General features: G+C 65.6%; 28 protein-coding genes. 7 read left to right on the top strand and 21 right to left on the bottom strand.

Features of this window, described 5'->3' with window-relative positions; genetic code table 11:
- Window positions 1-10: 10 nt before the first annotated feature.
- Window positions 11-940, bottom strand: coding sequence for an iron-sulfur-binding ferredoxin reductase (locus IX761_RS07315; protein WP_194788948.1), 930 nt, complete (start codon window positions 938-940; stop codon window positions 11-13).
- Window positions 941-1,347: 407 nt separating this feature from the next.
- On the opposite strand from IX761_RS07315, the gene IX761_RS07310 reads away from it, so the two are divergent.
- Entirely contained in the window at window positions 1,348-2,871 is a 1,524-nt protein-coding gene (locus tag IX761_RS07310; RefSeq protein WP_194788947.1) for a fumarate hydratase, read from the top strand.
- Between the two features lie 86 nt (window positions 2,872-2,957).
- On the opposite strand, the gene IX761_RS07305 is transcribed toward IX761_RS07310, so the two are convergent.
- Both IX761_RS07305 and IX761_RS07300 read right to left on the bottom strand, forming a co-directional pair.
- Complete coding sequence (locus IX761_RS07305) at window positions 2,958-3,830, bottom strand: carbon-nitrogen hydrolase family protein (RefSeq protein WP_194788946.1); 873 nt, start codon at window positions 3,828-3,830, stop codon at window positions 2,958-2,960.
- Window positions 3,827-4,417: a GNAT family acetyltransferase gene (locus IX761_RS07300; RefSeq protein ID WP_194788945.1), complete on the bottom strand. Its 591-nt coding sequence runs from the start codon at window positions 4,415-4,417 to the stop codon at window positions 3,827-3,829. The genes IX761_RS07305 and IX761_RS07300 overlap by 4 nt, the downstream gene beginning before the upstream one ends.
- Before the next feature lie 114 nt (window positions 4,418-4,531).
- On the opposite strand from IX761_RS07300, the gene IX761_RS07295 reads away from it, so the two are divergent.
- Window positions 4,532-4,930 (top strand): nuclear transport factor 2 family protein, encoded by a 399-nt coding sequence (locus IX761_RS07295; RefSeq protein WP_194788944.1) that lies wholly within the window; start codon window positions 4,532-4,534, stop codon window positions 4,928-4,930.
- 185 nt (window positions 4,931-5,115) lie between these two features.
- Here the strand turns inward: IX761_RS07295 and IX761_RS07290 are convergent, their stop codons facing one another.
- The 6 genes from IX761_RS07290 to IX761_RS07265 form a co-directional block, all read right to left on the bottom strand.
- Window positions 5,116-5,694, bottom strand: a complete 579-nt coding sequence (locus IX761_RS07290) for a DJ-1/PfpI family protein (protein WP_194788943.1) — start codon at window positions 5,692-5,694, stop codon at window positions 5,116-5,118.
- Window positions 5,695-5,768: 74 nt separating this feature from the next.
- Window positions 5,769-6,926 (bottom strand): phospholipase D-like domain-containing protein, encoded by a 1,158-nt coding sequence (locus tag IX761_RS07285; protein WP_194788942.1) that lies wholly within the window; start codon window positions 6,924-6,926, stop codon window positions 5,769-5,771.
- Window position 6,927: 1 nt separating this feature from the next.
- Window positions 6,928-7,521 (bottom strand): YceI family protein, encoded by a 594-nt coding sequence (locus tag IX761_RS07280; RefSeq protein ID WP_194788941.1) that lies wholly within the window; start codon window positions 7,519-7,521, stop codon window positions 6,928-6,930.
- 44 nt (window positions 7,522-7,565) lie between these two features.
- Complete coding sequence (locus IX761_RS07275; protein ID WP_194788940.1) at window positions 7,566-7,862, bottom strand: amidase; 297 nt, start codon at window positions 7,860-7,862, stop codon at window positions 7,566-7,568.
- Window positions 7,859-8,944, bottom strand: coding sequence for a serine hydrolase domain-containing protein (locus tag IX761_RS07270; protein ID WP_194788939.1), 1,086 nt, complete (start codon window positions 8,942-8,944; stop codon window positions 7,859-7,861). Before IX761_RS07270 ends, IX761_RS07275 begins: the two co-directional genes overlap by 4 nt.
- Before the next feature lie 167 nt (window positions 8,945-9,111).
- Window positions 9,112-9,999, bottom strand: coding sequence for an acyl-CoA dehydrogenase (locus IX761_RS07265; protein ID WP_194788938.1), 888 nt, complete (start codon window positions 9,997-9,999; stop codon window positions 9,112-9,114).
- A 136-nt stretch (window positions 10,000-10,135) separates the two neighbouring features.
- Here IX761_RS07265 and olsB point away from each other — a divergent pair, with 136 nt between their 5' ends.
- Together olsB and IX761_RS07255 are read left to right on the top strand one after the other, a co-directional pair.
- Window positions 10,136-10,891: an L-ornithine N(alpha)-acyltransferase gene (gene olsB, locus IX761_RS07260; protein ID WP_194788937.1), complete on the top strand. Its 756-nt coding sequence runs from the start codon at window positions 10,136-10,138 to the stop codon at window positions 10,889-10,891.
- A complete protein-coding gene (locus tag IX761_RS07255) occupies window positions 10,891-11,679 on the top strand; it encodes a lysophospholipid acyltransferase family protein (protein WP_194788936.1) in 789 nt (262 codons plus the stop codon). The genes olsB and IX761_RS07255 overlap by 1 nt, the downstream gene beginning before the upstream one ends.
- 3 nt (window positions 11,680-11,682) lie before the next feature.
- Here IX761_RS07255 and phnE read toward each other — a convergent pair whose 3' ends face one another.
- From phnE to IX761_RS07235, 4 genes are read right to left on the bottom strand one after another with little or no spacing between them, the layout of a single operon-like run.
- A complete protein-coding gene (phnE, locus tag IX761_RS07250) occupies window positions 11,683-12,450 on the bottom strand; it encodes a phosphonate ABC transporter, permease protein PhnE (protein ID WP_194788935.1) in 768 nt (255 codons plus the stop codon).
- A complete protein-coding gene (locus tag IX761_RS07245; protein ID WP_194788934.1) occupies window positions 12,447-13,274 on the bottom strand; it encodes a PhnE/PtxC family ABC transporter permease in 828 nt (275 codons plus the stop codon). Before IX761_RS07245 ends, phnE begins: the two co-directional genes overlap by 4 nt.
- Window positions 13,268-14,062: a phosphonate ABC transporter ATP-binding protein gene (locus tag IX761_RS07240; RefSeq protein WP_194788933.1), complete on the bottom strand. Its 795-nt coding sequence runs from the start codon at window positions 14,060-14,062 to the stop codon at window positions 13,268-13,270. Before IX761_RS07240 ends, IX761_RS07245 begins: the two co-directional genes overlap by 7 nt.
- Complete coding sequence (locus IX761_RS07235) at window positions 14,059-14,913, bottom strand: putative selenate ABC transporter substrate-binding protein (protein WP_194788932.1); 855 nt, start codon at window positions 14,911-14,913, stop codon at window positions 14,059-14,061. The genes IX761_RS07240 and IX761_RS07235 overlap by 4 nt, the downstream gene beginning before the upstream one ends.
- 124 nt (window positions 14,914-15,037) lie before the next feature.
- Between IX761_RS07235 and selD the strand changes: the two genes are divergently transcribed.
- Together selD and mnmH are read left to right on the top strand one after the other, a co-directional pair.
- Window positions 15,038-16,072 carry a selenide, water dikinase SelD gene (gene selD, locus IX761_RS07230; protein ID WP_194788931.1) on the top strand — a complete coding sequence of 345 codons (1,035 nt, stop codon included), beginning with the start codon at window positions 15,038-15,040 and terminating at the stop codon, window positions 16,070-16,072.
- Window positions 16,072-17,187, top strand: a complete 1,116-nt coding sequence (gene mnmH, locus IX761_RS07225) for a tRNA 2-selenouridine(34) synthase MnmH (protein WP_194788930.1) — start codon at window positions 16,072-16,074, stop codon at window positions 17,185-17,187. Before selD ends, mnmH begins: the two co-directional genes overlap by 1 nt.
- Before the next feature lie 261 nt (window positions 17,188-17,448).
- Here the strand turns inward: mnmH and IX761_RS07220 are convergent, their stop codons facing one another.
- Together IX761_RS07220 and IX761_RS07215 are read right to left on the bottom strand one after the other, a co-directional pair.
- Window positions 17,449-17,835 (bottom strand): lysozyme inhibitor LprI family protein, encoded by a 387-nt coding sequence (locus IX761_RS07220; RefSeq protein ID WP_194788929.1) that lies wholly within the window; start codon window positions 17,833-17,835, stop codon window positions 17,449-17,451.
- A 33-nt stretch (window positions 17,836-17,868) separates the two neighbouring features.
- Window positions 17,869-18,789 carry a LysR family transcriptional regulator gene (locus IX761_RS07215; protein ID WP_194788928.1) on the bottom strand — a complete coding sequence of 307 codons (921 nt, stop codon included), beginning with the start codon at window positions 18,787-18,789 and terminating at the stop codon, window positions 17,869-17,871.
- A gap of 93 nt (window positions 18,790-18,882) precedes the next feature.
- Here IX761_RS07215 and IX761_RS07210 point away from each other — a divergent pair, with 93 nt between their 5' ends.
- A complete protein-coding gene (locus IX761_RS07210) occupies window positions 18,883-19,350 on the top strand; it encodes a DMT family transporter (protein WP_194788927.1) in 468 nt (155 codons plus the stop codon).
- Between the two features lie 60 nt (window positions 19,351-19,410).
- Here the strand turns inward: IX761_RS07210 and IX761_RS07205 are convergent, their stop codons facing one another.
- The 6 genes from IX761_RS07205 to IX761_RS07180 all read right to left on the bottom strand — a co-directional run bounded on the left by IX761_RS07205 (window position 19,411) and on the right by IX761_RS07180 (window position 24,485).
- Window positions 19,411-19,950, bottom strand: coding sequence for a hypothetical protein (locus IX761_RS07205; protein WP_194789054.1), 540 nt, complete (start codon window positions 19,948-19,950; stop codon window positions 19,411-19,413).
- A 50-nt stretch (window positions 19,951-20,000) separates the two neighbouring features.
- Entirely contained in the window at window positions 20,001-20,564 is a 564-nt protein-coding gene (locus IX761_RS07200) for a GNAT family N-acetyltransferase (protein WP_194788926.1), read from the bottom strand.
- A gap of 429 nt (window positions 20,565-20,993) precedes the next feature.
- Window positions 20,994-21,383, bottom strand: coding sequence for a hypothetical protein (locus IX761_RS07195; RefSeq protein WP_194788925.1), 390 nt, complete (start codon window positions 21,381-21,383; stop codon window positions 20,994-20,996).
- Window positions 21,376-22,737, bottom strand: coding sequence for a PAAR domain-containing protein (locus IX761_RS07190; RefSeq protein ID WP_194788924.1), 1,362 nt, complete (start codon window positions 22,735-22,737; stop codon window positions 21,376-21,378). The genes IX761_RS07195 and IX761_RS07190 overlap by 8 nt, the downstream gene beginning before the upstream one ends.
- Window positions 22,738-23,991: 1,254 nt before the next feature.
- A complete protein-coding gene (locus tag IX761_RS07185; protein ID WP_194788923.1) occupies window positions 23,992-24,243 on the bottom strand; it encodes a DUF3077 domain-containing protein in 252 nt (83 codons plus the stop codon).
- Complete coding sequence (locus tag IX761_RS07180) at window positions 24,240-24,485, bottom strand: hypothetical protein (RefSeq protein ID WP_194788922.1); 246 nt, start codon at window positions 24,483-24,485, stop codon at window positions 24,240-24,242. The genes IX761_RS07185 and IX761_RS07180 overlap by 4 nt, the downstream gene beginning before the upstream one ends.
- Window positions 24,486-24,714: the final 229 nt, after the last annotated feature.

The following is a 24,714-nucleotide window of genomic DNA, read 5'->3' as shown; positions in this document are numbered from 1 at the left end:
ACAGCAGCCATCAACCGACGCTGCCCCCCCGCACGAAAGCATCCGCGAAGACCTGGCGCCGGGCGAGCCCGGCGACCAGCAAGCGACGCGTCAAGGCTTGCACACGCTGTGGACCGCCGCACACCAATGCAATAGTCTGCCTTGGTGGCTGCAGATCATTCAAAAAGGTGGTCCACTGAGACCGCGAAACACAGCTGAACATCAGATCAATGTTGCCCACCGCCAGTCTGACAATGGTCTGTTCCAGGTAGCATGTATCGTCGACATGCCACACCCGAACAGGCCCCTGATGCCCCTGCCGCAATGCCTCGCGCAACACCCCCATCAGCGGTGCGATACCGGTGCCGACAGCCAGCAGCCAGAGCGGCCGATCGTTCCACTCCGGGTCGTAGTGCAGCGCCCCTCCCCTTAGCTCGCCCAGGCGCACTTCATCACCCACCTGCAAGCGCCTGGCCTGGTCGCAAAACGCTCCAGGCCGACGACAATCCAGGTGGAATTCGAGAAAGTCGTCCTCTCCCGGCAGGCTCGCCAGTGAATAGGGCCGTGCGACCCCCTCGCGCCATAGCACCAGGTGCTGGCCGGCCTGGTAGCGAAACGGTCGTTCGGGCCGCAGACGCAAGCGCAGCACGTCGCCGAACCAATCCAGCTCACTGACTTTTGCCGGAACACCGTCGCGTCGAGGGTCGAACAACTCCAGACGCAGGTCGCTGCTGACCGAACACTGACAGGCCAGGCGCCAGCCCTGTTCCCGCTTGTCAGCCGCCAGGGCCTCGGGCTTGGCGTCGTCGGGCACACCGTCCAGGCAACGCACCAGGCAGGCATGGCAACTGCCGGCGCGGCAGCTGTAGGGTACGGCGCAACCGGCGTCGTTGAGGGCGTCGAGCAGGTTGCTGGCGGGCGGTACCGTGAAGCGGTGCTCGCCCACGCGAAGTTCGGGCATGTTCGGTTCTCTTCTTGATTTAGCAGGTCCCTGTGGGAGCGGGCTTGCCCGCGAACACCGGCGCAGCCGGTGCCATCCACCGTGTCGCTTGCTTCGCGGGCAAGCCCGCTCCCACAGGCTACACGGCTCGTTGGCGAAATCGATTCCAACGCTCAACAAAAGCTTGATGCTCTTCTCAAGGCAACCAGCCCACTCAATCCTACCTCCCCAGCAAAAACGATGCCCGCCTCGCAGCCGACCAATGTCCAGACCACCCGCAGGTGTTTCCCCGGGCGGGGCGCGGTATACTGCCGCGCCTTTTTGCCCCGGCCCGACCAGCCGGAGCCTTGCCAGGCACCTCCGACATACCGGTGTGCGTTGTCGGTGTGCCTTTTTGAATGTTCCCGTCTTTAAGAGGAGCGCGCTGCATGACCGTGATCAAGCAAGACGACCTGATTCAGAGCGTTGCCGACGCCCTGCAATTCATTTCGTACTACCACCCCGTCGACTTCATCCAGGCGATGCACGAGGCCTACCTGCGTGAAGAGTCGCCCGCCGCGCGTGACTCGATCGCCCAGATCCTGATCAACTCGCGCATGTGCGCCACCGGCCACCGCCCGATCTGCCAGGACACCGGTATCGTCACCGTGTTCATCCGTGTCGGTATGGACGTACGCTGGGACGGCGCCACGATGAGCGTCGACGACATGATCAACGAAGGTGTGCGCCGCGCCTACAACCTGCCCGAGAACGTCCTGCGCGCCTCGATCCTGGCCGACCCGGCCGGTGCCCGCAAGAACACCAAGGACAACACCCCGGCCGTCATCCACTACTCGATCGTCCCTGGCGACAAAGTTGAAGTTGATGTCGCTGCCAAAGGCGGCGGTTCGGAAAACAAGTCGAAGATGGCCATGCTCAACCCGTCCGACTCGATCGTCGACTGGGTTCTCAAGACCGTTCCGACCATGGGCGCTGGCTGGTGCCCGCCTGGCATGCTGGGTATCGGCATCGGCGGCACCGCCGAGAAAGCCGCGGTAATGGCCAAGGAAGTGTTGATGGAGTCCATCGACATCCATGAGCTCAAGGCCCGTGGCCCGCAGAACCGCCTTGAAGAGATCCGCCTGGAGCTGTTCGACAAGGTCAACCAGCTGGGCATCGGCGCCCAGGGCCTGGGCGGCCTGACCACCGTGCTCGACGTCAAGATCATGGACTACCCGACCCACGCCGCCTCGCTGCCGGTGTGCATGATCCCCAACTGCGCCGCCACCCGTCACGCCCACTTCGTGCTCGACGGCAACGGCCCGGCCGAGCTGGAAGCGCCGTCGCTGGACGCCTACCCGGAAATCGTCTGGGAAGCCGGCCCAAGCGCCCGCCGCGTCAACCTCGACGAAATCACCCCGGAAGAAGTCGCCAGCTGGCAGCCGGGCGAGACCATCCTGCTCAACGGCAAGATGCTCACCGGCCGCGACGCCGCGCACAAGCGCATGGTCGAAATGCTCAACCGTGGCGAGGAGCTGCCGGTCGATCTGAAAGGCCGCTTCATCTACTACGTCGGCCCGGTCGACCCGGTCGGTGACGAAGTGGTAGGCCCAGCCGGCCCGACCACCGCCACCCGCATGGACAAGTTCACCCGCCAGATCCTCGAGCAGACCGGCCTGCTGGGCATGATCGGCAAGTCCGAACGTGGCCCGACCGCCATCGAAGCGATCAAGGACAACAAGGCCGTGTACCTGATGGCCGTCGGCGGCGCTGCCTACCTGGTAGCCCAGGCCATCCGCAAGTCGAAGGTCCTGGCCTTCGCCGAGCTGGGCATGGAAGCGATCTACGAGTTCGAAGTCAAGGACATGCCGGTCACCGTCGCGGTGGACAGCAAGGGTGAGTCGGTACACATCACCGGCCCTGCGCTGTGGCAGGGCAAGATCGCCGAAAGCCTGGCTGTCGAAGTCAAGTAAGCTCCAGCTGTAACAGCGGCGGCCCTCATCGCATGCCCCCTACGCAAAACGCGTGGGGTGTCATGCGATGAGGGCCGCCGCTGTTTCTACAAGACCTTGTCAAACTGCTCCGGCCAGTCCCTGAAGGTAAAAACCTGCCCCGCCTGCCGTACGCGCCTCACTGCATCCAGGTCGATATCACTGACCAGCCACCGGCTCCCCGCCGGCATCAGCAATTCACTTTCAGCCATCACCCCATCCTTCGGCAAGCCATGGTCCGGCGGTACGAACAACCCCGCCTTGCCGACGTTCTCGTCCAGCGCCAGCGACCACGGCGCCAGGCCCACGGTCGGGCTTTGCAACACTGCGATCTGGTTTTCCAACGCCCGTGCCTGGGCGCCGATCCGCACCCGGTGATAACCGGCCTCGGTGTCAGTGCAGCTGGGGGCAAGGATCAAGTCGGCGCCTCCCTCGGCCAGGGTGCGGGCCAACATCGGGAATTCGTTGTCGTAGCAGATCAGGATGCCCAGCCGCCCCAAGGCGGTATCGAACACCTTCAGCCCTTCTCCTGGGGCAATGTCCCATTGCTCGCGTTCGAAGCGGGTCATCATCAGTTTGTCCTGATACCCCAGCACACCCTCGGCGCCGAACAGCCAGGCCCGGTTGCGGTAGCGGCCGTCCGCGTCCAGCACCGGTGCGCTGCCCGGTTGCAGATAAATGCCCCACCGCCGGGCGATGCCCTCGCACAATGCCAGCCACGGTTCGATCAACGGCTGGATACCGACGATAGAGCCCAGCAGATCGCCGCGCTGATCCGCTGGCAACTGACCGCTAAGCACCAGCCCGGCGTACTCGGGCAACAGCAACAGCTGGGCGCCCTGCCCCACGGCCTCGGCACACAGCCCTTGCAGGTGCTCGGCGTAGGCGGCCCAGCTGTCATGCAACTCGATGGCGTACTGGCAGGCGGCGAGGCGAATCATGCCGGCAGCGCCTTGAGCCAGAACGACATTATCTTGCTCGACTGCTCCGGCTCGTCGAGGTCGCGCCAGCTGTAGGTTGTGCGCAGCGAGGGCTCATGCAGGAAACCACGGTTGCGCCAGAACCCATGCAACGGCTTGTAGTCCGAAGGTCGGCGCGGATGCCCGGCCGGGCGCTCCACCGCGCAGAAGGCGCAATAGTCGAACTCGGCCAGTTTGTGGGCATAGGACTCGCGCTCGATGAAGAACCGCACGCCCAGCCCCTGGCCCCGGTAGGCCGGCAGCAACACCGACTCACCGAAGTAGTAGACCGAGGCCGGGTCACGGCCCTGGGCCAGGAACGGCTGCTGGAACTCGGGCGTCTCGTCCACCAGCGGCAGGCCGGTGGAGGCGCCGACCACCTGGCCGCCGTCCAGCGCCAGCACCACCAGGCTGCGCCCGGATTGGGCATAGGTGGCCAGGTAGTCGGTTTCGTACGCTTCAGTGCCCTGGTACAGGTAGGGAAACTCGCGGAACACCGTCAGGCGCAGGCGAGCGAGGTCATCGATATAAGGCGCGATGGCGGCGCCATGGAGCAGGCGGATTTCCATGGGGGCGGTCGTTTTGTCGATGTGGATGACGCGCTCGGCTAAGCCGGGCCTGAGGGGAAACCCTATCATCGGGTCCACATCACGCCCTTTCCCCTGCGCGACAGGTATTTCTCCATGACCGCTACCGAACTCGTCACCGCCTACTACAACGCCTTCAACGCGGGCGACATGCCCGCCTTCCTCGCCCTGCTCAGCGAGGACGTGATCCACGACATCAACCAGGGTGAGCGGCAGATGGGCAAGGCCCGGTTTGCCGCGTTCATGGACAAGATGAACCGCTGCTACCGCGAGCGGCTGGCTGATCTTGTGGTGATGCAGAACGCTGAAGGCAACCGTGCTGCAGCGGAGTTCACCGTGCATGGCGAGTACCTGGCCGACGATGAGGGGCTGCCACCAGCCAAGGGACAGAAATATGTGCTGCCGGCGGGGGCGTTCTTCTACATTCACTGCGGCAAGATTGCCCGGGTGAGCAACTACTACAACCTCAATGACTGGGTCGAACAGGTGGGTTGACCGCTGACAAGCCCATCAGGCGGCTTCCCCCTGTAGGAGCGGCCTTGTGTCGCGAAAGGGTCGCGAAGCGGCCCCAGCAGTCTGGAGGTGTACTTGAGATCCTGGGGGCGCTGCGCGCCCCTTTCGCGACACAAGGCCGCTCCTACAGAAAAGCTGAGCGCTAGCTTGCCAGCGAGCAGGCCCTGTCAGGCGATACGGGTGCCCAATACTTTCAAGAACGCCGCCAGCCACGCCGGGTGCGCAGGCCACGCCGGCGCGGTAACCAAATTGCCGTCCACATGCGCCTGGTCCACCGCGATATCGATGAACGTGCCACCGGCCAGGCGCACCTCCGGAGCACACGCCGGGTAAGCGCTGCATTCACGCCCTTCCAGCACCCCGGCCGCCGCCAGCAGTTGCGCGCCATGGCACACCGCCGCAATCGGCTTGCCTGCCTGGTCGAACGCTCTTACCAGCTCCAGCACTTTCTCATTCAGGCGCAGGTACTCCGGTGCCCGTCCGCCAGGGATCAGCAGCGCGTCATAGCTTTCGGCGCGCACCTGGACGAAGTCGTAGTTCAGGGCGAAGTTGTGCCCGGGCTTCTCGCTGTAGGTCTGCTCGCCCTCGAAGTCGTGGATCGCCGTGCGTACGGTCTGCCCGGCAATTTTCTCCGGGCACACCGCGTGGACGGTATGGCCAACCATGGCCAGCGCCTGGAACGGCACCATCACCTCGTAGTCCTCGACGTAATCACCCACCAGCATGAGAATTTTCTTCGCCGTCATCGCATCCACTCCTTCCGTTGCTAGGGATCAATCCCAGCACGATAGTCCGCTTTGCCGGGCAGCGATATACGCCGCTAGTCGCGACGGTTAAGCAGGTTGGCCACCACCCGGTCGAGCCAGCCCCACAACCGCTGCTGCGCCCGCCGCCATAGCGGCCGGGCATGCCAGCGCGCCAGGTCGACTTCCTCGCTCAACCCGAAGTCGCGTTCGAAGCTGGCGGCCACGGCGGCGGTCAGCGCGGGGTCGAGTGCTTCGACGTTGGCCTCGAGGTTGAAGCGCAGGTTCCAGTGGTCGAAGTTGCACGACCCCACGCTGACCCAGTCGTCCACCAGCACCATCTTCAGGTGCAGGAAACACGGCTGGTACTCGAAGATCCGTACCCCAGCGCGCAGCAACCTGGGGTAGTAACGGTGGCCGGCGTAGCGCACCGCCGGGTGATCGGTGCGCGGGCCAGTGAGCAGCAGGCGCACGTCGACGCCCTTCTGCGCCGCCCGGCGCAGCGAACGGCGCACGCTGAAGGTGGGCAAGAAGTACGGCGTGGCCAGCCACACGCGTTGCTGGCCGCTGTTCAGCGCCCGCACCAGCGCATGCAGGATGTCCTTGTGCTGGCGGGCGTCGGCGTAGGCCACCCGACCCATGCCCTGGCCTTGCGCCGGCACCTGCGGCAGACGTGGCAGGCCGAAGCCCTCCGGCGGGCGCCAGGCAGTGCGCCGTTGGTTGGCGGTCCACTGGCGGTCGAACAACAGCTGCCAGTCGCTGACCAGCGGTCCCTGGATGCCCACCATCACTTCGTGCCAGTCGCTGGTGTCCTCAGCGGGCTGCCAGAATTCGTCGGTGACACCCGTGCCGCCGACCACCGCCCAACGCTCATCCACCAGCAACAACTTGCGGTGGTCGCGGTACAGGTTGCGCAAGCCTCGGCGCCAGCGCAGGCGGTTGTACCAGCGCAGGTACACACCGGCGTCCAGCAAGCGTTGGCGCAAGGCCGTGGGGAAGGCCAGCGAGCCGTAGTCGTCGAACAGGCAGCGCACTCGCACGCCACGCCGGGCAGCCTGCTCCAGGGCATCCACCACCGCTTCGGCGCAGGCACCGGCCTCCACCAGATAGAGTTCCAGGTCGACCTGGAATTCGGCGCGCACGATCGCCAGGAGCATGCGCGGGAAGAACTCAGGGCCGTCGACCAGCAGTTCGAACTGGTTGCCATCGCGCCAGGGGAAGACCGGCCCCGGCATGTCAGCGGGCGTTGAAGATCAGCACCGCGCTCACCGGCACCGACGGGTTGATCGACTTGAGCCCGGCGAGCTTGCGCAAGGTCTGAAGCCCCGGCAGCAGGCCGAAATGCTCGGCGCGCAGCACCAGCGGCTCCAGGGTCACCACCTGGAAACGCCGCTCGTCCAGGCGCATGGCCAACAGCAGGGTGTCGTAGCTGTGGGTCTGGCCGTGCACGGTGACGCTCACCGGCAGGCGCAATTCCAGCTGCGCGCCATTGGCCAGGTCGTTGATCGGCCCCAGGTCGATCTGCGCCTGCACCGTACCCTCGGCGAAGCGCTCCACCTCGAACAGGTTGTCGCGCAGGCGCTCGTCACGCAGCGGGATGCCGCTGCTGACCGAGTCCATTTCGATGCTCAGCTCGGCCGCGCCCTTGCGGTCGACCTTGCCGTGCAGCACCAGGAAACGGTTCACCTCGGCAATATTGCCGTTCTTGCCGGTGACGAAAGACAGCCGTGACGATTCGCCGTCCAGGTGCCAGTTGGCATGGGCGGGCAGGCCAACGGCCATGAACAGGGGGAGCAGCAGCGAGGGCAGCAGACGGGACGGCTTGAACATGTGAAATCCTGTTACATAAGGCCGTCAACCTTACCCGCCCGGTTTCACGGCAGCAAGCGGCAGCCCTCGCGCGGGCCCTGCCACTGCGCCTGGTTGCCACGGCCCAGGCCTTCGGCGCGGACCAAGCGCCGGGTGTTGTCCTCCTCGAGCAGCCCCAGCGGCAGGTATTGCTGTACATAACCCCGGCAGTACGCCGGGTCGAAGCCCATGACATAGCGGCAGGAGCAATACTCCTTGGCCGAATAGGCCGAGAGGATGCCGGGGAAGTCCGCCAGCGCCTGGCGCTCATGCCAGGCCCAGGCCAGCAGGGCCAGCGCCAACAGCAGGAAAATCCGTTTCATGCGCCCTCCCCGGCCAGCGCGGCCAGCGCGGCCAGCACCCGCTTGATCAACTCGTTGTGGCCGTAGCTACCGTCGCGGTCATCGGCATAGCGCACGATCACCAGTTTTTGCGCCGGCAACACATACAACGCCTGGCCCCAGTGGCCGAGGGCGGCGAAGGTGTCCGCCGGCGCGGCCGGCCATGGCCGGGGCTGGCCCGGCAACGGCTGGTTGAGCCACCAGTGGCCACCGGGATTGGCTTCGCCGGGCAACGGCTCGGCCTGAGTGAACAGGGTGCGGTTGAACGCCACCCAGTCGGCGGGCAGCAATTGCCGCCCGCCCCAGCGCCCGTCGCGTTGCATCAACAGGCCGATGCGCGCCAGGTCGCGAGCGCTCAGGTAAAGGTAGGAAGAGCCCACGTAGGTGCCCGCCGCGTCGCGCTCCCAGACCGCGCTGTCGATACCCAGCGGGGTGAACAGCGCCTGCCAGGGATAGTCGGCGTATTGCCCCGCTTCGAGCATGCCGCGCAGGCTGGCGGCGAGCAGGTTGCTGTCGCCACTGGAATACACGAAGTGCTGGCCGGGCGCGCTGGCGGCGGGCTTCGCCGCGGCGTACGCGGCCATGTCGGCACGGCCACGGGTGTAGAGCATGGCCACCACCGACGACTTCAGCGGCGCGTACTCGTAGTCCTCCTGCCAGGCCAGGCCGCTGGCCCAGTGCAGCAGGTCCTTCAGGCGCAGTTGCGGGTGGCCTTGCAGCGCGGGATAAAAGCGTACGGCCGGATCGTCGAGGGTGAACCGCCGCTCGCTGTAGGCCACGCCCATCACCGTGGCCAGCACGCTCTTGCTCACCGACCAGGTCAGGTGCGGGGTGTCGGCGCGGGTAGGCGCGGCGTAGCGCTCGTAGAGGATGCGGCCATCGCGGATGATCAGCAGGGCGTCGGTGCGGATACCGTTGCGGTCGGGGCTGCGCGCGGGGAAGGCGTAGGTATCGACGGCTTTCCAGTCGATCGCGGCGGGGTCGACCGGCCAGGTGGGCATGGGCCAGTCTTCGGCCCAGGCGGGGCTCACCAGCATTGCCAGGATCAACCACGCTGCCTTCATCTTGATCGCCTTGATTGGCGCTGCCTTGCAGCCCTTTCGCGGGCAAGCCCGCTCCCACAGGTGCGGCGCTGCTCCTGAGAACAACGCTGTACCTGTGGGAGCGGGCTTGCCCGCGAAAGGGCCGCATAGCGGCCCGGGTTCAACGGATCACCCACCCTCTCAAACTTTCATGACAATCCCGCAGCCGCCCAGGCCTTGGCCAGCCGCTTGTCACGGGCCGCAGTGGCCAGCGCCAGCAGCCCCTGGTCACGCTGCCACAGCTGCGCCCACTGCGCCGGCCCGGCCGCCAACGCCTGGTCGATCTCACCGCGCAGGCTGGCGAACTGGGCAAACAGCCCACCCAGCAACAGATGACACGCCACACTGTCGGCGCATTGCCGGCTGCCCTCGGCGCAAGCCGCCAGCAACCCGACGAGGCGCAAACGCACGCCTTGCGGCCAGCCACACTCCTGGGCCACACCGTGCAGCCAGCCCACCAGCGCGGCGAGCACATACAGGTCTTCGAGGGAGCGGAAAGGCTTGACGTAGTCATCCCAGCCATCACCGGCCAGCAACTCGCAGGCCGCGCCGTCCATCACCAGGCGGCCGTGCCCGACCTCAGGCATCAGCGGCAGGGTCGGCAAGGCCTCGAGCCGCACCCCCTGCTCACCGGGGTAGACCACCGCCAGCTGCAGCCGCGGCGCCTCGCCCGGCCCTTCGCTGCGCGCTGCCACCAACAGCCATTCGGCGTCCAGCCCGGCGGTGACGAAGTCCTTGCTGCCGGTCAGGCGCAACCCGTCGAGACGGGTATGCATGTCGGCCGGGCGCACGCTGCGCCGCTCGGTGGCGCACAAGGCGCCAAGGCTGGCCGGCGCACTGGGCCAGAGCACGCGCAGGGCAGCCTGGTAACCCATGAGGAAGGCCAAGCCTGGGGTGGCCATGGCCCGCCCACCGAGCACCGCCAGCTCGAACGGCGCCACCGCACCCAGCCGCTCCAGCACGGCGGCATAGGTTTCGCCCAGGGTGGCCGCCAGCGGGTGGCGCAGGGGGTCGTTGATACGTTGCAACCAGGCCATCGCAAGCTCCTCGAGAAAGGGGTGTCACGCAAGCATCACCAAAGATTCACGGGGGTGACACCGGGCGTACCTAGGCTGACTTTGCACAACAAAGCCGACCGGCCGCAACCCTTTGGCTGGCTTATGGAGACTCGCAATGACTCGGATCGCTCGCTCTGGCGACAACAGCACTGAACGCCGTCTGCAAGCCGAACGCCTGGTCGGCGCCGCGGCCTTGCAGGAAGCACAGGCCCTGCGTTTCAAGGTGTTCAGCGCCGAATTCAAGGCCAAGCTCAAGGGCGCCGAACAGGGCCTGGACATGGACGACTACGACATCCACTGCCGCCACATCGGCGTGCGCGACCTGGCCACCGGCCAACTGGTCGCCACCACTCGCCTGCTCGACCACCAGGCCGCCAGCAGCCTGGGGCGCTTCTACAGCGAAGAAGAATTCCGCCTGCACGGGCTGCTGCAGCTGCAAGGGCCGATCCTCGAACTGGGCCGCACCTGCGTCGACGCCGACTACCGCAACGGCGGCACCATCGCCGTGCTCTGGGGGGAGCTGGCCGAAGTGCTCAACGAGGGCCGCTACAGCTACCTGATGGGCTGCGCCAGCATCCCCATGCAGGACGGCGGCATCCAGGCCCACGCGATCATGCAGCGCCTGCGCGAACGCTACCTGTGCACCGAGCACCTGCGCGCCGAGCCGAAGAATCCGCTGCCCACCCTGGACATCCCCGGCAACGTCATCACCGAGATGCCGCCGCTGCTCAAGGCCTACATGCGCCTGGGCGCGAAGATCTGTGGCGAGCCGTGCTGGGACGAGGACTTCCAGGTCGCCGACGTGTTCATCCTGCTCAAACGCGACGACCTCTGCCCGCGCTACGCCCGCCACTTCAAGGCGGCGGTCTGATGCCGAGCCTGCGGGCCAGCGCCCGCCTGCTGCGGTTGTTCATGGTCCTGGCATTGGGGCTGGTGTTGGCCGGCATCATCGCCCTGGGCGAGCGCGTGGGGTTGAAGGCTCCGCTGGAGCGCCGCCAACGCTGGACCCGCCTGTTCATGCAGCGCCTGGTCGGCGCCCTGCCCTTCGAGGTGCGGGTGGTCGGCGAGTTGCCGCAACGGCCGATGCTGTGGGTCAGCAACCATGTGTCGTGGACCGACATCCCACTGCTGGGCATGCTCACCCCACTGTCGTTCCTGTCCAAGGCCGAAGTGCGCCACTGGCCGCTGGCCGGCTGGCTGGCCGAAAAGGCCGGCACCCTGTTCATCCGCCGCGGTGGCGGCGACGGCCAGCGCCTGCGCGAACAGATCGCCGGCCAACTGGGCCAGCAACAGCCACTGCTGATCTTCCCCGAAGGCACCACCACCGATGGCCGCAGCCTGCGCACCTTCCACGGGCGCCTGCTGGCGGGCGCCATCGACCACGCCACGCCCTTGCAGCCGGTGGCGATCCAGTACCTGCGCGGCGGCGAGCCGGACCTGATCGCGCCGTTCATTGGCGAGGACGATCTGGTGTCGCACCTGATGCGCCTGTTCCGGCAGGACCGCGGCGAAGTGGTGATCCACCTGCTGGCGCCGGTCAGCAGTGCCGGCAAGGAGCGCGCCGCGCTGGCGTTCCAGGCGCAACAGGCGATCCAGCTGACCTTGTTCGGCGCCCAGGCCGTGGACACCGCGCCACGCCGCCAGGCGCGCGCGGCCTGACACTCAGGCGCGCACGAAGCGCTGGCGCAGCAGGTCGCTGAACGCATCCACCAGCAGCACCAGCACCAGCATGGCGATGATCACCGTGCTGGCCTGGGCTTCCTGGAACAGGCTCAGGGTGGTGTAGAGCATCTGCCCCAACCCACCCGCACCGACAAAGCCCAGCACGCTGGCCATGCGGATGTTGTTCTCCCAGCGATAGAGGCTGTAGGCCAGCAACTGGGGCCAGAGGTTGGGCAAGGTGCCGAAGCAGAACGCCGCGACCTGGCTGCCCCCTTGCAGGCGGATCGCTGCGGCGGGCTCGGGCGGCGCATTCTCCAACGCTTCGGCGAACAGCCGGCCGAGCACGCCAGCGGTGTGCAGCGCCAACGCCAGGGTGCCGGCATTGGGCCCCAACCCGGCGGCCAGCACGGTCAAGGCCGCCCACACCAGCTCAGGGATCGCCCGCAGCGCATTGAGCAACAGCCGCGCCGCCCCCTGTAGCGGCCAGCCGAAACGCCCGGCGGCAGGGAGCGCCAGCAGCATCCCGAGCAGCATCGCCAGCAAGGTGCCCAGCCCGGACATCGCCAAGGTTTCCAGCGCGCCCCAGCCTACCGCCCGCAGATGGCCCAGGGACAGGTCCGGGTGCAGGAAGCGCCCGGCATACTCGCCCATCTGCCCCAACCCGCCATTGCCGATCACGGCCTGCAGGTCGAGTTCCAGATACCCGAACGAGGCGACCACTACCGCCACGAGACCCGCCAACACCAACAGGTTGAGCGCCCGGCTCATGCCAGCCTCCCGCGTAGCAGGCGGCTGAGCAGGTCGGCCAGGATCACCAGCACCAGGAACGCCAGCAGCATGCTCGCCACCTCGGCGCCGGCGAACATGCGCATCGACAAGTCGATCTGCTGGCCCAGCCCACCGGCGCCGACGAAGCCCATCACCACCGAGGCGCGCACCGCGCACTCCCAGCGATACACGGTGTACGACACCAGCTCGGCCACCGCGTTGGGCAAGATGCCGTAGCAGAACGCCGCCAACCGCCCGCTACCGGCTTGCAGCAAGGCGTGGGCCGGGCGCTGGTCGACCGATTCGAAGATTTCCGCATAGACCTTGCCGAGCATGCCGGCGTAGGTGATGGCGATGGCCAGCACCCCGGCGGTCGGGCCCAGGCCCACGGCGCGCACGAACAGCAGCGCCCAGACGATTTCGGGCACGCTGCGCAGGAACACCAGCAGGCCACGCACCGGCAGGCGCAAGGTGCGCGACCAGAAGCCCGGCTTGCCGCCACGGGACGCGGCGCGCAGCGACAGCGCGCGGCTGGCCAGCAGGCTGGCTGGTACCGCCAGCAGCAGCGCCAAGGTCATGCCGGCGGTGGCGACGGCCAGCGTCTGCAAGGTGGCCTGCCACAGCAGGGCAAGAAAATCGCGGTCATGGGCCGGCGGCCAGAACGCGCTGACGAAGCTGGCCATCTGCTGACGGTTTTCCGCCTGCAGCAGTACGCCGGGGTTCAATTCGCTCAAGTGAAGCCCCGGCCACAGCACGGCCAGGCACAACACAGTCAGCAGCAGGCGGGGCAGCGCCGCAGGGTCGCGGGTATCACGCTTCAGCATCGCGGAATCTGCACCGTCAGCGTCGGGCCGGCCACAACCGGCGAAACCAGCTGCTCATTGGCGTAGAGCGCATCGAGCAGGCTTTCGCTCACCGCCTGCGCCGGGCAATCGAAGGCCACCTGGCCCTCGCGGATGCCGATGACCCGAGGGAAGTGCGCCAACGCCAGCTCCACCGCGTGCAGGCTGGCCACCAGGGTCACGCCATGGGCCACGGCGTGGCGATTGAGCAGCCCCAGGCTATGGTCGGCCAGCACCGGGTCCATCGCCGACACCGGCTCATCGGCCAGCATTACCTCCGGCTGCTGGTACAACGCCCGGGCGATGCCGACCCGCTGCAACTGGCCACCGGACAACTGCCCGCACTGAACGAACAACTTGTCCGCCAGCCCCAGTTCGGCGAGTGCCTGGCGCGCGCCCGGCACATCGCTGGGGTGCAGCAGGTTGAGCAGGCCACGCAGGGTGCTCCACTGCCCCAGCCGCCCGGCCAGCACCGCCGTCACCACCCGCTGGCGCGGCGGCAGTGGCGGTGCCTGGTGCACCAGCGCGACCCGGGCGCGCAGGCGCTGCCGGGCATGCGCCGACAAGGCCCAGGGTTGGCTGTCGAGCAGTTGCAGTTGCCCGCTACTGGGTTGCACGGCGGTGGCCATCAGGTGCAGCAGGCTGGACTTGCCAGCCCCGGACGGGCCGATGATCGCTACCCGTTCGCCCTTTTCGATACGCAGGTCGATGGCGTGCAGGGCCTGGACCTGGCCATGGCGCAGACCGGCCCCTTGCAGACAAATACTCACTTCAGCAGGCCGGCCTCGCGCGCGGCTTGCTCGGTGCCCGCGTAGTTCTCGGGCTTGGTCTCGATAAAGCGGCTGGCGGCCTGCAGGTCGAGGATCGCCTTCTGCTCGGGCTTGGTTGGGTCCAGGGCGAGGAAGGCTTGCTTGATCTTCTCTTTCAGGGCCGGGTCCATGTTGCCGCGCACGGTCCAGTTGTAGTCGTAGTAGGTCGGCGTGGTGGCGAACACTTTCACCTTGCTGGTGTCGACCTTGCCGGCGTCGACCAGCTTCTGCCACACGCTGGCGTTGAGCACGCCGCCGTCGACCTTGCCGGCCTGGACCCAGGCCACGGTGGCGTCGTGAGCACCGGAGTAGGCGACACGGCTGAAGTACTTTTCTGGCTGGATGTTGTCTTGCTTCAACATGAAGTAGCGCGGCATCAGGCTGCCAGAAGTGGACGAGATCGAACCGAAGGCGAAGGTCTTGCCCTTGAGGTCCTTGAGGCTCTTCACGTCGGGGTTGGCGGTGATGAACTTGCTGGTGAACTGGGCGTCCTGCTCACGCTGTACCAAAGGCGTTGCGGTCGGGTCCTTCAGGTGCACCTGGACGAAGGTGAAGCCACCCAGCCAGGCCATGTCCAAGCGATTGCTGGCCAGCGACTCGACCACCGCCGGGTAGTCGGCCACCGGCACGAACTGCACCTTCATGCCCAGCTGTTGCTCGAGGTATTCGCCCAGCGGCTTGAACTTGCGCAGCAGTTCGGTCGGCGCTTCGTCTGGGATGGCGCTGACGCGCAGTACGTCGGCGGCCTGGGCGATGACGGCGCAGCAGGACAGCGCGAGGCCGGCAACGAGTGCCAGGGGGCGTTTGAGCATGGGGGTTCTCCGGTTCAATAGCGGGGAAAGTGCGGCGATGCGCCGACGATGGGGAATTATAAGAGCCGCAGGCGCAAAGGCCAGCTTTGCTACAATCGCGCATCACGAAAAATCCGAGGTGCGTATGAGCGAGCCGATTCGTCTGACACAGTACAGCCATGGCGCCGGCTGTGGCTGCAAGATTTCTCCAAAGGTGCTGGATGTGATCCTCGCCGAAAGCGGCACGCAAGCGCTGGACCCGAAGCTCTGGGTCGGCAACGCCTCGCGTGACGACGCTGCGGTCTATGCCCTGGACGACGAGCGCGGCGTGGTCTCGACCACCGATTTCTTCATGCCCATCGTCGACGACCCCTACGACTTCGGCCGCATCGCCGCCACCAACGCCATAAGCGACATCTACGCCATGGGCGGCGACCCGCTGATGGCCATCGCCATCCTCGGCTGGCCGGTCAACGTGCTGCCGCCAGAGGTGGCCCGGGAAGTGATCCGTGGCGGCCGCGCCGTCTGCGCCGAAGCGGGTATCCCGCTGGCCGGCGGCCACTCCATCGACGCCCCCGAGCCGATCTTCGGCCTGGCCGTGACCGGCGTGGTGAGCAAGCGCCACCTCAAGCGCAACGACACCGCCAGCGTCGGCTGCAAGCTGTACCTGACCAAGCCACTGGGCATCGGCATCCTCACCACCGCCGAGAAGAAGGCCAAGCTGCGTGAGCAGGACCAAGGCCTGGCCCGCGACTGGATGTGCACCCTCAACACCCCGGGCAGCCGCTTCGGCAAGCTCGACGGGGTCAAGGCCATGACCGACGTCACCGGTTTCGGCCTGCTCGGCCACCTGGTCGAAGTCGCCGAGGGCAGCCAGCTCACCGCCCGCCTGCAATTCGCAGACGTGCCACGCCTGCCCAGCGTTGACCACTATCTCGCCGAAGGCTGCATCCCCGGCGGCACCTTGCGTAACTTCGAGAGCTACGGGCACAAGATCGGCGCCCTGACCGACGACCAGAAACACCTGCTGTGCGACCCACAGACCAGTGGTGGCCTGCTGGTCGCGGTCACGCCCGAGGGCGAGGCCGAGTTTCTCGCCGTGGCCACCGAGCTGGGCCTTGAACTGGCGCCGATCGGTGAGCTGGTCGAGCGACAGAGCCACGCGGTCGAGGTGATCTGATGCGCCCCGACTGCACCGACCTGAAACAGCTGTTCCTCGACGACGTGCCGATGATGGACATGCGCGCGCCGATCGAATTCACCAAGGGCGCCTTCCCCGGCGTGATCAACCTGCCGCTGATGACCGACCCGGAGCGGCAGAAAGTCGGCACCTGCTACAAGCAGCAGGGCCAGGCCGCCGCCATCGCCCTCGGCCACCAGCTGGTCAACGGCGCGGTGAAAGCGCAGCGCCTGGAAGCCTGGGCGGCCTTCGCCCAGGCCCACCCCGACGGCTACCTGTACTGCTTCCGTGGCGGCCTGCGCTCGCAGATCGTCCAGGGCTGGCTCAAGGAAGCCGGCATCGCGTACCCGAAGGTGGTCGGTGGCTACAAGGCCATGCGCACCTTGCTGCTGGAGACCACCCAGCAGGCCGTCGAGCAGTGCGACTTCGTACTGGTGGGCGGGCTCACCGGCACCGGCAAGACCGACGTGCTGCACCAGCTGGACAACGTGCTCGACCTGGAAGGCCACGCCAACCACCGCGGCTCCAGCTTCGGCAAGCGCGCCACCGCGCAGCCGGCGCAGATCGACTTCGAGAACGCCCTGGCCATCGACGTGCTGAAAAAGCGCGCCCAGGGCATCGAGCAGTTCGTGCTGGAAGATGAAGGCCGCATCGTCGGCAGCTGCTCGGTACCGCTGGAGCTGTACCAGGGCATGCAGCACTACCCGCTGGTGTGGCTGGAAGACAGTTTCGCCAACCGCGTGGAGCGCATCTTGCGCGACTACGTGATCAACCTGTGCGCCGAATTCATCGCCGTGCATGGGGAAGAAGAGGGCCGCACGCTGTTCGCCGAACGCATGCGCCAGAGCATGGCCAACATCCACAAACGCCTGGGCGGCGAGCGTTTCCAACGCTTGTCCGAACTGCTGGGGCAGGCGCTGGACGAACAGCTGCGCAGTGGCGATGTGAGCCTGCACCGAGGCTGGATCGAGGGCTTGCTCAACGAGTACTACGACCCGATGTACGCCTACCAGCGCGAGGCCAAGTCGAGCCGCATCGAGTTTGCCGGGGATGGCGTTGAGGTGCGTGAGTACCTGAAGGCACGCGCCCAGCGCGAACGTCGCGCTCCGCGCTAGGGACGCTTCGCCGGCAAGCCCACCTTGAAGCTTGCCCGCCCTGTAGGAGCGGCCTTGTGTCGCGAACGGGCCGCAAAGCGGCCCCAGCTATCGATTGTGCGGCACAAATGGCTTGGGCTGCGATGCAGCCCGTTCGCGACACAAGGCCGCTCCTACAGAGGATCTGTGCACATCAGTTGCTTATATCGCATTCTGGCGCACCTTGATCTGGGCGCTGCGCGTCTCTCACCTTGAGCCATCGTTCAATAAGCTGATGCTGCGTCACTGCCCCGGGCTGAGCACCCGTTCCAGCTCCGCCGCCCGGTCCTTGGTCGTGTCCATCACACACATGGCCCCTTCGATGCGGTAGATGCTGCCGTTGTCCAGCTTGCCGAGGAACGCGCAGTGGCCGTCGCGGTACTTCAGCCAGTTGCGCTGCACCTCGCGCAGGTCTTTCTGGCGCTGGCCGTCGAGCTTGGCCATCAGTTGCTTGTACACGCGGTTCAAGCGGTCATCCTGCAGCTGGGTCTCGGCCTGGATGCAAGCGCCCATGGCCACGGTGCTGGACGCTTTGTCCATGCACTGGGTGTAGGCGGGGGAATAGTCGTCGGCCTGGGCCGTGGCCAGCGCCAGCAATGCGGCGCCGCCGATCAGGGCAGGTTTGAACATGGGTGATCCTTTCACAGGTGAACGGCGCACAGCCTAGCACTCGGCCAACGCCTGGTCCGTACATAAAGCCTGAAGCTGCCCCCGCAACCAACGGTGCCCGGCATCGCCCTCACGGCGCGAATGCCAAGCCTGGGTGAAGGGGAACGGCGCGATCGCCAAGGGTGGCGGGAACTGGCGCAAGGCCGGGTCCAGGCGGGCGCCGGCCAAACTGCGGCGGGCCACGGTAAGCACCAGGTCGGTGCCGGCCAGCAGGCCCTGGGCCGCGCCCCAGTGCGGCAGGGTGAGGGCAATGCGGCGCTTGGCCCCGAGCGCACTCAGGGCGAGGTCGATCTCGTTGTCGATACCAGGGCGCACCGCCACCAGCACATGGGGCCGCGCCAGCCACTGCGCAAAGTCCAGGCCACCGCGCGGCGGCAAGCCGGCGCGGTCGGCCAGGCAGACGAACGATTCCTCGAACAGCACCTGCTGGCAAATCTCTGCGGGTAACTCGGGGAACACACCCAGCGCCAGGTCGACTTCACCATCGATCAACTGCCCGAGCATCGCCTCACGGCTGCCCTGCGACACCACCAGGTCGATGCCCGGCGCCGCGCGGTGCAGCAGCGGCATCAGTGCCGGCAGCACCACCCGCGCGCCGTAGTCCGACATCGCCAGGCGAAAGGTGCGCCGCGCCCGGCCCGGCTCGAAGCCCGGGCTGCCAAGCAGGCCGTCGAGCTGTTGCAAGGCCTGCTGCAAGGGCTCGCGCAGGGCTTCGGCGCGGGCGCTCAGTTGCAGCCCGCCACTGCGGCGCACCAGCAGCGGGTCGGCGAAGATTTCCCGCAGTTGCGCCAGAGCATGGCTTACCGCCGGCTGGCTGCGGTGCAGGCGCAGCGCGGCGCGGGAGACGTGCTGCTCGCTGAGCAGGGCATGCAGGGTGAGCAGCAGATTGAGGTCGATGCGGCGCAGATCATCCATGGGGCGAATACAGCCTGTGCAAGATTCGAATTTCCATCATTCAAATGCATAACCGAGACTGAGGCCAGTGTCTGGTTAAAAGGAGTCGACACCATGCCCAACAGTCTCATCACCGCCCTCCCCCTGCTGGTCGCCCTGCTCGCCGGTGCCGCCGTGCCCTTCCAGGCCGGCAGCAATGCCGCCCTGGGCAGGCTGCTCGGGCACCCACTGTGGGCTGCCGGCGTTTCGCTGCTGGTCAGCCTGCTAATGTTGGTGCCCGCCCTGCTGCTGATGCGCGCGCCACTGCCACAGTTGCAGAACCTGGCCCATGCGCCTTGGTGGGCCTGGTTCGGCGGGGTCGCCGGGGTGCTGTACATCACCGCAGCGCTGGTGCTGACGCCGCGCCTGGGGGCCGCTGGGTTCATCGTCTGCGTGATTGCCGGGCAGGTGCTGTCGTCGCTGCTGATCGACCAGTTCGGGTTGATGGGGTTGCCGGAACGGCCAGTGAACCTGCTGCGGCTGGCGGGGGTGGGGATGATCGTGGTGGGGATGCTGGTGGTGCAGTGGGGGACAGCGCGCTGAGCTGCACGTTGCTGCGCATGCTCGAATGCTATCGCCGGCAAGCCGGCTCCCACAGGGCCCTCACAACGTTTGTTGATGCTCCGGCGGCATGATCACCTTGTGCGGCTCGAAGCGCAGCGACGCCATCTGCGTCGCCGCGCAGAACACCACGCCAAGTGCCGCCATCAACGCCACGTCCAGCCAGCGCCAGCCGGGCACGTCCGCCGCCGACCTGGCTTTCCAGCACCACCACCCCTGCCCCAGGCAGAACACCAGGATCGCCAGCGCCCACAGCCAGTACCCCGCGCCCAAACCGATAACATCCTGGAACGCGTAGCTATGGTTATCCGGCAGCCGCTCGATGCCCAGGCTGCTCGCCGCCAGGTACAGCGCCAGCACGCCACAGCCCAACGCCAGCCGGCGAAAGCGCCGATGAGCAAGGATGGCCAGCGCCAGCAGTGGGTTGGCGAACCACTGGAACAGCCCGAACGGAATGCCCCAGGGGCCGTAGAGCAGCATCTGCAGGGCCGGCATGTGCCGCCCGGCGCCCATCAAGGCGCCGTCGAACCCCAGGCTCAGCAGGTACAGCAACAAGGTGGCGGTGAGGTAGAAGGCGGGCAAGCGCATGCTCCATCGGTAATCGCAAACGCCGACCATACCGCACCAGGACGTCAGGCGACAGGCGGCTCCAGCAGCAACCCGTAAAGTCCGGAGTCGGACAGTTCGCCCGCCACGCACCAGCGCGCGCGCAAGGTGCCCTCGAGCACGAAGCCCTGGCGCTCCAGGGTGCGCGCCGAGCCCAGGTTGCGCGGGTCGATCTCCGCTTCCAGGCGGCGCAGGTGCAGGGTGTGGGCGAGGTAGTCGATGAAGCAGGTCAGCGCTTCGTCCATGTAGCCCCGGCCCTGCGCGGACTTGGCCAGGCAGTAGCCGATCTCGCCACGGCGCGAGCCCTCTTCGAGATTGAACAATTGGACCATGCCGATCAGCTCGCCGTTGTCACGGCGGTACATCCCCAGCTTGAGTTGCTGGCCGGCGGCCAAGGCCTCGCGGTCTGCGGCCAGGGCGCTTTCGGCTTCGGCCAGGGTTTGCCAGGGGGCGTGGTACCAGTAACGCATCACCTCGGGGTCGGCCATGATGGTCAGCCACTGCTGCGCATCGCCATGGCGCATGGGGCGTAGCTGCAGGCGAGGGCTTTCGAGGCACAGGTCGCTGGGGAAACTGCGAGGGTCGGGCACGCCGGGACTCCTGTCCGGTGGTGGGGAGATGACAGTCTAGCGACAGTGCGGGGGTCTGGCATCCCCGAGACAGTTAGCGCCTGCTTGGGTGCATGTCGCAAGCCTTGTGGGGCGGGATCAGCGCCACCTCGATACCGCGTCGTACAAACAAGGCGGACAGCGGTGAAACAACAGGCATAACTGGCCCGAAACAGATGTGGGAGCTGGCTTGCCAGCAAAGCGCCGCGCTGGCGGCGCTCGATCTCAAGAGCGCTGCAAAAACACCGGCAAGCACCTAGTGGCCATCATCCGATTTCTCGACATTCACCCGCTGGCCACCGCGCAATACAGATTACCCAGTGCCTGCCATCGGCATTCGTGCAGACGGCGAGTTCTACGTGCTACGTGAGAATGGAAAACAATACCGACACACCCAACATGTTTCTGCCCTCAGCACTTTATCAGGCAGTAACTTACCGTCAACAAACATGCCCCTAGGGTGTTGGCCCAAAATGTCAGCTGCAGACAGCGCTTTAAAAATATCGGGACGTTCCGATAATCGCTTTCACTCAACCAGCCATGACGAATACCAAATTTTGGCCAAACCACACCGACACTGACTCCCGCAACAATCACCACTCGCGAGCGGAGTGTCAATGTACCCCATAATTTCCGATCATCTTCCAAACCGCGACTATTCTTGAATGCTTCGCACATAGCAGAAAAATAGCGCGTACCTGCAACCAGCCACGTAGCGGACATTCCGACTAGGACAACTAGCGTGGGCACCAACAATAAAATCAGCTTTGCAGCAACAGGCCAATTGGCAGGATCAGTCATAAATGACTCCATGAATGAACTCTCCCAACGCCTCGCCTCCAGCTCCCCCCCCTGAACTACCAGCAAAGGATCCAGCACCAACAACGGCAATACCACAGATAGCTCTGCCATGGGAAGTGAAACGACAGACCGCTTTGATTGCAAAGCCTCCCAAGGCCGCTCCTAAAGATCCACCCAATAAACCACCGGTGAAACTACCTGTCTCGGTGAACCTAATCCGTTTGCACTCTTCGGTCTCCCCCGCCCGGCACGCCTCGTAGATCTTCATGTACGACGAAGTCGCCCCCAACCCCACCGCCACATGCCCGCCGTACTTGAGGTACTTGGTCATCTTCGCCACCTCATCCAGGTGCGTCGCATACCCAGGAATAGCCCCCGGCGCACCGGCCTTCGACCAGTGATGCACCAGGCTCTTGGTCGAGATCCCCAGCCCACGACGCAGGTTCTCGTGCTGCCCCAAATTCAGGTATTTGCCGAGAAACGCGCTGCGCAGCTGTGCGTTCAGCTGGCCATACAGCGCCTTGCGCTCGGCGAAGAACTGCGGGCTGTTCAGGTGCCGATGCGCGATGAACTCGCGCTGGTGCAAACGCTCGATGCCCTTGAGCGTGTCTTCCACCTGCCCCAACCCTCGCGACAGCATGTCCTTGCCCACCCCCATCGACTGGCTCGCGCCGTTGAGCACGCCGGCGATCTCGGCCATGTGCCGCATCATGAAGTCGGCTTCCTCGGTACTGAGCAGCGCCAGCGACGCCCGGGCACTGCGGGCCGCGGCCATCAGCTCGGCTTCTTCACGGGTGCAGGCGTAGCTGTGCTCGGGGGCGCCGAGCACGAACAGCTCGCCCGCCTTGAAGCCCTGGTCGAAGGTGGGGTTGAGCCGGCGCACCAGCGACAGCGGCAGGTTGCCCGGCAGCGCAGCCAGCTGTTGCAGCACCTGCTCGCCGGTCATGCTGCGCGGCACGATGTAGAAGCCGGGTTGCAGCGCGGCAGGGGTCGCCATGGCGGCCTGTGGGGTGGGCATGGTGCGCTCGGCAGCCACCGGTGAGGGTGCAGGAGCATTCGCCGGGGAGGCATCCGACGATGCGATCAGGCGGTTGCTGCCCAGCGGGCAGCCACAGCGCACGCGGGCGCCGTCGACGACGGTGGGTACGCCATCCTGGAGGAAGCGCTGTTCGCCATCGATGAGGGTCCCCACCTGCCCGCACTTCGGGCAGGCGGTGGTCTGGTCGCCTTCGAGCAGCCAGGCTCGGCCATTCACGTTGCCCGCTGCCCGTTTGCCGATACAAATGGCGCCGGTGGTGGTGCGGTCACCGTCGAGGCCTTGGCCCTTGCCGTAGATCACGATGCGATAGGTCATGGACGCTCACCTGCGGCGATGCCCTTGAAGCGGTTGCTGGTCATGCGGCCTTTCCTTGTGCGCAGAAAACGCCGAACGCTAGCAGCTCGATGACGCCTCCGGCGGCGCCAGAAGCAGGTCAGGAAACGTCCTACAGCAAAGGCGGAATGCTCACTCGGCCATGGCTTGCCCTGAACAACAAACATCCTCGAGCTGTGATCTGTCAGAGAAGTGGAACCACTTTGCACCGCATTCACACGCCATGCGCAGCACCAGCAGCGCCAACGCGATGCCGGGTCGTGCCAACAAGGCGGACGGTGGAGACCTCACAGGCATAACTGGCCCGAAACAGATGTGGGAGCGGGCTTGTCCCGCGATGCGCCGCGCGGGCGGCGCTCGATCTCAAGAGCGCTGCAAAAACACCGGCAGGCACTTGGTGGCCCTCACCCGATACCCCGACATGCACACCCAGGCCACCGCGCAACTCTGCTTATCCAAATCCAGCGGTGTGGCGCCCAGGTGCCTGTCTTGGGATCGCATGAGGGCCACCAAGTGCCTGCCGACAGGTTTGCAGCGCTCTCAAGATCGAGCGCCGCCCGCGCGGCGAATCGCCGGCAAGCCGGCTCCCACAGTCTGTTTCGGGCCAGTTATGTCTGTGAGGTCTCCACTGTCCGCCTTGGTGAATGCCCCAAGGTAGTAGCGGCAACAGCCACTCCCTGCTGGTTCCGATGTTTATCCGTCACACCACTTTGTAGTACCAAAGCCGCAAAGGACGCCGCATTTTCTGAATCCGCCATCGGCGCCGTCCTGCATATCTTCCGCCAGCTGTGCCCTAGAGTTCCCACTCGCAACCGCAGCTGCTGGAGCCCTGCAACACATGCTGATCCTAATTCTTCTATTTTTCGCGCCAATCGCCGTGGTCACCTTGCTGGCGATATTCTTCTTCGGTCGTCCTTAATCCCTACCTAGCCAGGACCGTCCATCAGCCCTGCAAGTCAGCTCGTTTATCTACGCGCAAGTCACACGCCGAACCCTCTATAGATAGTGGATCATTCCGAAAATGCTATTAATACTGGCCGTGTTTGTCTCCGTGGACATTATTGCCTCATTAAAACTCAAACGTTACCTGACACAGAGCAATTGCTCCTGGCCTGGTGCCATTTTCGGCTTACCGAATGAAACTTTGAAAATCAAGAGTAAAAGAAAATAAGCCATCCACGTAACTCATGACCTTGGCTTATCGAGACTGCCCGGCAGTCTCGATAAGTGTTGGGCTTACTTGCCGTGGCTCATCCCTAGTTCCATATCATCGATCAACCCCTTGGCCAGCCCGCTGAGGATCCGCGCGGCACTGCCGGCCAGCAGATCGCCCTCCATTTCAGCTTCGGTGGTCAGGTGCCGAACACAGCCGAGCAGCACGGACAGTTCGCTGAATGCATGCTCGAACGGGATACCGGGCTGGATACGGAACAGCTCAAGGCAGGTGGTGTTGCCCTGGGTCACGCCAAGACGGGGTTCATCGCTCATGACTCGGCCCTCTTCGACTTGGCGTGGTTGATCAGGGCGATGACCAGGTGGGAGAGGATCGTGGCGTTGTCCAGCAGGATGGCCGGGCGGCGCTCGGGGTCGCCGGTGGTGTAGGCGTGGACGGTATCGACCAGCGAGCCCATCAGCTTGGCCGCTTGGGCCATGGCTTGTTCGGCGGTGAGGTCGTTGATGATGGCGATGTAGGGGATTGGAAAGGGTGGATCGGGGACGAGTTTTTTCATGGTGTTCTCCTCAAGCGTAAGGGAAACAACCACCTCCATCCTTCTCACAGACAAGGGTGGCAGCCGTACGAGTGGTGAGAAGACCGTGTAAACACCATGAAACCACGGCCGGGCCGAAGCCCGCACGCGCACGGCTGCCATAAACATGGAAAGCCTGCATGGTGAATACGACGGGCTTCTCACACCCGGTCGCCATTCGTGACGACCCAGCGACGTTAACCCCAGGGTA

Origin of the sequence: Pseudomonas sp. UFMG81 (assembly GCF_015354575.1) — a bacterium.
Taxonomy (GTDB): Bacteria; Pseudomonadota; Gammaproteobacteria; order Pseudomonadales; family Pseudomonadaceae; genus Aquipseudomonas.
The sequence above is the reverse complement of the archived record's forward strand: the minus strand, read 5'-3'. Positions and strand labels throughout refer to the sequence as shown.